Origin of the sequence: Streptomyces sp. NPDC052396, assembly GCF_044593195.1 — a bacterium.
In the GTDB taxonomy this organism is placed as follows: Bacteria; Actinomycetota; Actinomycetes; order Streptomycetales; family Streptomycetaceae; genus Streptomyces.
The window spans coordinates 540,569-547,890 of record NZ_JBIUAW010000004.1; the positions used below are offsets into that span (position 1 = coordinate 540,569).

Here is a 7,322-nt window from a genome sequence, read left to right on the forward strand (position 1 = left end):
AACCGCTCCATGGACCGCCTCGTCACCACCGTGCGCCCCTATGCCTGGGGCTCCACCACCGCGATCCCCGAACTGCTCCGCATCCCGCCCACCGGCGAACCGCAGGCGGAGCTGTGGATGGGCGCCCACCCCGGCGCCCCCTCGCTGACCGACCGGGGCGACGGCCCGCGCCCGCTGTCCGAGCTCATCGCCGCCGACCCCGAGGGCGAACTCGGCGCCCCGGCCGTCCGGCGCTTCGGCCCCCGGCTGCCCTTCCTGCTCAAGCTGCTGGCCGCCGCCGCACCGCTGTCCCTGCAGGTGCACCCCGACCTGGCACAGGCCGAGGCCGGATTCGCCGCCGAGGAGGCCCGGGGCGTCCCCCGCGACGCCCCCGACCGCAACTACCGCGACCCCAACCACAAGCCCGAACTCCTCTGCGCCCTCACCCCCTTCGACGGCCTGTGCGGCTTCCGGGACCCGCTGCACACCGCCGAGCTGCTGGCCGCGCTGAACGTCGACAGCCTCAAGCCCTATGCCGACCTGCTGCACGCCCACCCGGAGGCCGACGCCCTGCGCGAGGTGCTCACCGCCGTCCTCACCGCCGAACGCAGCGCCATGGCCGGCACCGTGACCCAGGCGGCCGCCGCCGCCGAAGCGCTGGCCGCCGAACCGGGCCCGTACCAGGCGGCGTACGCGGCCTACGCCACCCTCGCCCGGCACTGCCCCGGCGACCCCGGGGTGATCGCCGCCATGCTGCTCAACCACATCCGGCTCCAGCCCGGCGAGGCGCTCTACCTGGGCGCCGGAGTGCCGCACGCCTATGTGGAGGGCCTCGGCGTGGAGATCATGGCCAACTCCGACAATGTGCTGCGCTGCGGCCTGACGCCCAAACATATCGACGTCCCCGAACTGCTGCGCGTGGTCCGCTTCGAGGCCGGCACCCCCGCCGTGCTGCGCCCGGAGGCCGGCGCGGGCGAGGAGGAGGTCTATGAGACCCCGGTGGACGAGTTCCGCCTCTCCCGCTGGGTACGCCCGGCCGGCGCCCCGCCCCGCGAACTGGACCCGGCCGCCGCGCAGATCCTGCTGTGCACCGAGGGCACCGCGCTGCTGCACGGCGCGGACGGGGAGGAACTGACCCTGGAACGCGGCCGGTCCGCCTTCCTGCGGGCGGGGGAGCGGGTCCGGCTGGGCGGCGAATGCACCGTGTTCCGGGCCACGACGGTGATCCCGGCGTGAGCGCCTCGGGCGGCACCAGGGCCATCATCGCCGCGCTGGGCGCCAATCTGGCCATCGCCGTCGCCAAGTTCACCGCCTTCGCCTTCAGCGGCTCCTCCGCCATGCTCGCCGAGGGCGTGCACTCGGTCGCCGACTCCGGCAACCAGGCGCTGCTCCTGGTCGGCGGGCGGCGGGCCCAGCGCAGGGCGAGCGAGGAACACCCCTTCGGCTACGGCCGGGAACGCTATGTCTACGGCTTCCTGGTCTCCATCGTGCTGTTCACCATCGGCGGGGTCTTCGCCCTCTACGAGGGCTATGAGAAGGTCCGTCACCCGCACCGGCTGGACAACTGGTACTGGCCGGTCGGCGTGCTGTTCTTCGCCCTGGCCGCCGAGGGCATGTCCTTCCGTACCGCCGTCCGGGAGTCCAACCAGCTGCGCGGGGAGCAGTCCTGGACCCGCTTTGTACGGACGGCCAAGGCGCCCGAACTGCCGGTGGTGCTGCTGGAGGACTTCGGCGCCCTGGTCGGCCTGGTACTGGCGCTCGCCGGAGTGGCCCTCTCGGTCGCCACCGGGGACGGCGTCTGGGACGGCGTGGGCACCCTGTGCATCGGCACCCTGCTGGTGCTGATCGCCCTGGTGCTGGCCGCCGAGACCAAGTCCCTGCTGCTGGGCGAGGCGGCCGGCCCCGAACAGGTGGCCAGGATCCGGGCCGCCGCCGTGGACGGTGAGACGGTGACCGGCGTCATCCATATGCGCACCCTCCACCTGGGCCCGGAGGAACTGCTGGTAGCCGCCAAGATCTCGGTACCCCACGAGCACACCGCCGCCCAGGTCGCCCGCGCCATCGACGCCGCCGAGTCCCGCATCCGGGCCGCGGTCCCCATCGCCCGCGTCATCTACCTCGAACCGGATATCTACGACCCAGCCGCCGCCGCAGCAGGCGAAGACCCCATGGCAACCCCGGGCGGCGCCCGTTAGGGGCGCGGGGCGACTCAATCGTGCGGCTCCGCCGCGTGGGCGCGATCAACCACCGACAACCCGCACCCGAAACGCAACGCGGGGGAGACCCCGAACTGGCCAACGCCGCGCAAGCGCGGCAGAAGACACGGCGCACCGGCCACCGTGCCTACCGCACTTCCGCCAGCACCCGCATCACCTCCCCCGGATCCGACGCCATCAGCAGCCGCTCCCGGAACCCCCGGTCCATCAGACGCCGGGACAGCAGCGCCAGGATCCGCAGGTGCTCGTTCTCCGCCCCCGCCTCCGGGACCGCGATCATAAAGATCAGCCGGGCCCTGGTGCCGTCCATGGAACCCCACTCAATGCCCTCCGCGGAGCGGGCGAATCCCACCACCGGCGCACCGACCGCATCCGTCTTGGCATGCGGAATGGCGATCTCCTCACCGAGCCCGGTGGTCCCCAGGCCCTCCCGGGCGAGCACCGCCGAGACCAGGGCGTCCTCATCCCGTACGGCTCCGCTCTCGCCCAGCAGACCGGCCATCTCCCGGATCGCCGTCTCCTTGTGGTCCGCCGCGAGGAAGGGCCGTACCGTCCGCTCGGTCAGATACCCGGACAGCACCTCCGGCCGGTGCCCGGCCTCCGGCAAGGGGACCACCGCCACGGATCCCACCTGAGCCCCGGACCCCACGGGCGCCATGATCCCCCTGGCGAGCCCCGGACGCGGACGCCCCAAGGACATCAGTGTCACTGTCAGCAACCCGGTCACCGCCGCTCCCATGGCCATGGCCACCAGGAACATCGGCACGCCGGCCACCGCCCCCAGCACCGCCACGATCGGACCGCCGTGCGGCACCCGGTCCTTGACCCCGGCCAGCCCGGCGATCGCCCCGGCCGCCGCGCCGCCCGCCATATTGGCCGGAATCACCCGCGCCGGCCGTGCCGCGGCGAACGGAATGGCCCCCTCGGTGATGCCGAAGAAGCCCATGAACAGCGCCGCCAGCCCGGTCTCCCGCTCCTGCTCGTCGAACATCTGGCGGCGCAGCAGCGTCGCCAGCCCCTGCCCCAGCGGAGGAACCGGAATTGCCGCCGCGCACATGCCCATGACCTCGGGGTTCTTCGAGACCAGCCCGGCGCCGAACAGAAAGGCCGTCTTATTGACCGGCCCGCCCATATCGAATGCGATCATGAGCCCGATGAGCACTCCCAGCACCGCCGCACTGGCCCCGGTCAGCCCGCCCAGCCAGTCGGTGAGGTGCTCGAAGACCCAGGCGATGGGCTTGCCCAGCACATAGACGAAGAACAGCCCCACCGCCGAAGTGGCCAGCACCGGGATGACGATGATCGGCATGATCGGCTGGACGAACCGGGGCACCCGCACCCGCTTGATCCACAGCACCGTGTATCCGGCCAGGAAGCCGGTGACGATGGCCCCGATGAACCCCGCGCCCGACTTGGACCCGTAGAGCGCCCCCGTGTTGGCGATCCAGCCCCCGATCATGCCCGGCACCAGCGCCGGACGGTCGGCGATGGCATAGGCGATATAGCCGGACAGCACCGGCACCATCAGCGTGAAGCCAATGACCCCGATGTCATTGACGTGCTTCCAGAAGGAGCCCTCCGGAATCACCAGCCCATGCGATGTCGCATGGCCGCCCAGCGCCAGGGAGACCGCGATCAGCAGACCGCCGACCACCACAAACGGGATCATGTACGAGACGCCGTTCATCAGCGCCTTGTAGGTGATCCCGCGGCCCTTACCGCCCACCGCCGCGGCCATCGCAGCGCCTGCGGCACCCGCGCCCCCGCCGCCCCGGTACACCGGCGCCTGCCGCGCCCGCTCGATCAGCTGCTCCGGGTGGTGGATCCCCTCCGCCACCGCCACCGCCAGCAACGGCTTCCCGGCGAACCGGCCGCGGTCCACCTCGGTGTCCGCGGCGATGATGACGGCGTCGGCCTGGCTGATGTCGCTGTCCGTCAGAACGTTCTCGGCCCCGATGGATCCCTGGGTCTCCACCTTGATCCGATGCCCCAGCGCCTCCGCCGCCTGGGCCAGCTTCTCCGCCGCCATATAGGTGTGCGCGATACCGGTGGGGCAGGCGGTCACCGCGATCAGCCTCAGCCGCCGCCCATCGTGCCCACCGCTCCCGGCACCCTCGGGGGGACCGGCTGGACTGGTCACAGGGATCTCCTCCTGACGGGGCGTACGCGGGACCGCGCCGTGCCTTCGCGCACCGCATCCTGCAACAGCGCGTCAGTGGATCAAAGGGGGCGGGCAGCGCCGTCATGGTGACGGTTGTCCGGAACCTCATCTTCCGCTGTATCGGCGGCCGGTGGGGGCTGGGGAACGCCTCCCGGTCCGGTGTAGATTCGGGGCCAGAGCCAGACGTCGCTGCTGATGGCGGTCGGGCGGTTCGCACGACGGACCGGCCGAGGGAGAGAGGGCCTCCGACGGACTGCGCTACGGCCAGGGGAGAGCAGGGGGCCACTGTGGGCTCATCTGTCAGTCGAGCCTGGCCGTGAGCACGGCCGTACCCATCCCTCGCTCGCCCTTCAGAGGAGCAGCCCAGATGACCACCACCTCCACCGGCCAGGACTTCAAGGTCGCCGACCTGTCGTTGGCCACTTTCGGCCGCAAGGAGATCACCCTCGCCGAGCACGAGATGCCCGGCCTGATGGCGATCCGCAAGGAGTACGCCGAGGCGCAGCCGCTCAAGGGCGCCCGGATCACCGGTTCGCTGCATATGACGGTGCAGACCGCGGTGCTGATCGAGACCCTGGTGGCGCTCGGCGCCCGGGTGCGCTGGGCGTCCTGCAACATCTTCTCCACTCAGGACCACGCCGCCGCGGCCATCGCGGTGGGCCCGGACGGCACTCCGGACAACCCCCAGGGCGTCCCGGTCTTCGCCTGGAAGGGCGAGACCCTGGAGGAGTACTGGTGGTGCACCGAGCAGGCTCTGACCTGGCCGGACGCCCCCACCGGCGGCCCCAACATGATCCTGGACGACGGCGGTGACGCCACCCTCCTGGTGCACAAGGGCGTGGAGTTCGAGAAGGCCGGCGCGGCCCCGGACCCGTCCACCGCGGACAGCGAGGAGTACGCCCAGATCCTCACGCTGCTCAACCGCACCCTGACGGAGAACCCGCAGAAGTGGACCCAGCTCGCCTCGGAGATCCGCGGCGTGACCGAGGAGACCACCACCGGTGTCCACCGTCTGTACGAGATGCAGCAGGCCGGCACGCTGCTCTTCCCGGCCATCAACGTCAATGACGCGGTGACCAAGTCGAAGTTCGACAACAAGTACGGCTGCCGCCACTCGCTGGTCGACGGCATCAACCGCGCCACCGACGTCCTGATCGGCGGCAAGGTCGCGGTGATCTGCGGCTATGGCGACGTGGGCAAGGGCTGCGCGGAGTCGCTCCGCGGGCAGGGCGCCCGCGTGGTCATCACCGAGATCGACCCGATCTGCGCGCTCCAGGCGGCCATGGACGGCTACCAGGTGACCACCCTGGACGAGGTGGTGGAGACCGCTGACATCTTCATCACCACCACCGGCAACCGGGACATCATCATGGCCTCGGACATGGCCAAGATGAAGCACCAGGCCATCGTGGGCAACATCGGTCACTTCGACAACGAGATCGACATGGCCGGCCTGGCCAAGATCCCCGGCGTCGTCAAGGACGAGGTCAAGCCGCAGGTCCACACCTGGACGTTCCCCGACGGCAAGGTGCTGATCGTGCTCTCCGAGGGCCGCCTGCTGAACCTGGGCAACGCCACCGGCCACCCGTCGTTCGTGATGTCCAACTCCTTCGCCGACCAGACGCTGGCCCAGATCGAGCTGTTCACCAAGCCGGAGTCGTACCCGACCGACGTCTATGTGCTGCCCAAGCACCTGGACGAGAAGGTGGCCCGCCTCCACCTGGACGCCCTGGGCGTCAAGCTCACCACGCTCCGCCCGGATCAGGCCGCCTACATTGGCGTCAAGGTCGAGGGTCCGTACAAGCCGGACCACTACCGTTACTGAGCACAGCGCCAAGGACGCCGACCACCGCATCAGTGCCCACCGCGCCGAGCGCACCGACGTCAGCAGCCGGTGAACCAGCCGGCCGGCCAGGCCCCCGCCTCCAGGGCGGGGGCCTGGCCCTTTCCCGCCAAGGATCCCGCCATGCCCCGCGGCCGTTACTCGCTTCACGACCCGCACGATCGCACCCCCCTCGGTGCCGAACACTTCCAGTGCGCAACCGGCCCCTCCGGCTGGCGCTATGTCTCCCGGATCACCGCTCCGTCCGGTGCCGAGACCGGTTCCGTCGATCTCACCGTCGACGCTCTCGGCCGCCCCCTCCGGCTCCAGCTCCGCTCCGCCGACTGGCAGGTGCGCGGCGCCGCCATCAACGGCGTCACCTGGGTACGCACCGACCCGACCGGCGAGCACGCCACCGAGGGCAATGTGCGAGCCCATGGCTTCGGCGGCACATCCCCCGCCTTCCTGGTGGCCCTCGCCCGACTGGCCAGGCTGACCCCCGGCGCCCCCGCCACCCGTCTGCGACTCGTCACCTTCACCGCCCCCGTGCTCGCACCCCGCACCATCGATCAGGCGTGGGCCTTGGTGAGCAGAACAGCACACCCCACTGACAACGCCCCCTTGGAGGTGGACGAGTACCAGGTCAGCGCCCTGGACACCGGCGAGCAGCACACCGTCCACCTGGCCGGCGACGTCGTCCTGTCGGCCCCGGGCATCGAGCTGGAGGAACTGGAGAGCCCGCCCTCCCTCTTTGGCTGACCGGCCCCGATGCCGGACCCCAGGCTGGACCCCAGGCCGGATGTGCGGTGTGCGCTGGGTGCCTGGTAAGGTCTCAATCTGCCCCAGGAAACCCGTTGACACGGGTGGAGGGGGGAGGTAGATTCGAACGGTTGAGACGGACTGGACTGGTTCGTCGGCAACGGTTAGCATCTCAAACGCTTCCGACAGTGAACGTGATTCACGCGGAGCATCTTCGACTCCTTATCGGAAGCGAAAAAGCCGATGTGATCGGCTCGCCTCGAATCTGATAAAGTCGGAATCGCCGGAAAGCGAAAGCGGAAAGGCGAGAAACCCCGCTCCGACAGGGGGCCGGAAACGAGAAATCGGATCTGGTAAGGTTGGAAACACCGAAGGGAAGCGCCCG

Annotated in this window: 5 protein-coding genes; 4 read left to right on the forward strand and 1 reads right to left on the reverse strand. The window is 70.4% G+C overall.

The features are described from left to right. Positions 1–9 precede the first annotated feature (9 nt). Positions 10–1,215, forward strand: a complete 1,206-nt coding sequence (gene manA, locus ACIHFE_RS13805; protein ID WP_400106050.1) for a mannose-6-phosphate isomerase, class I — start codon at positions 10–12, stop codon at positions 1,213–1,215. Beyond that, positions 1,212–2,174, forward strand: a complete 963-nt coding sequence (locus tag ACIHFE_RS13810) for a cation diffusion facilitator family transporter (protein ID WP_400106051.1) — start codon at positions 1,212–1,214, stop codon at positions 2,172–2,174. The genes manA and ACIHFE_RS13810 overlap by 4 nt, the downstream gene beginning before the upstream one ends. Before the next feature lie 148 nt (positions 2,175–2,322). Here the strand turns inward: ACIHFE_RS13810 and ACIHFE_RS13815 are convergent, their stop codons facing one another. After that, complete coding sequence (locus ACIHFE_RS13815; protein ID WP_400106052.1) at positions 2,323–4,335, reverse strand: fructose-specific PTS transporter subunit EIIC; 2,013 nt, start codon at positions 4,333–4,335, stop codon at positions 2,323–2,325. 388 nt (positions 4,336–4,723) lie between these two features. Here ACIHFE_RS13815 and ahcY point away from each other — a divergent pair, with 388 nt between their 5' ends. Next, positions 4,724–6,181, forward strand: a complete 1,458-nt coding sequence (ahcY, locus tag ACIHFE_RS13820) for an adenosylhomocysteinase (protein WP_400106053.1) — start codon at positions 4,724–4,726, stop codon at positions 6,179–6,181. 141 nt (positions 6,182–6,322) lie between these two features. Next, positions 6,323–6,937 (forward strand): hypothetical protein, encoded by a 615-nt coding sequence (locus ACIHFE_RS13825; RefSeq protein WP_400106054.1) that lies wholly within the window; start codon positions 6,323–6,325, stop codon positions 6,935–6,937. The last annotated feature ends 385 nt before the right edge of the window (positions 6,938–7,322 follow it).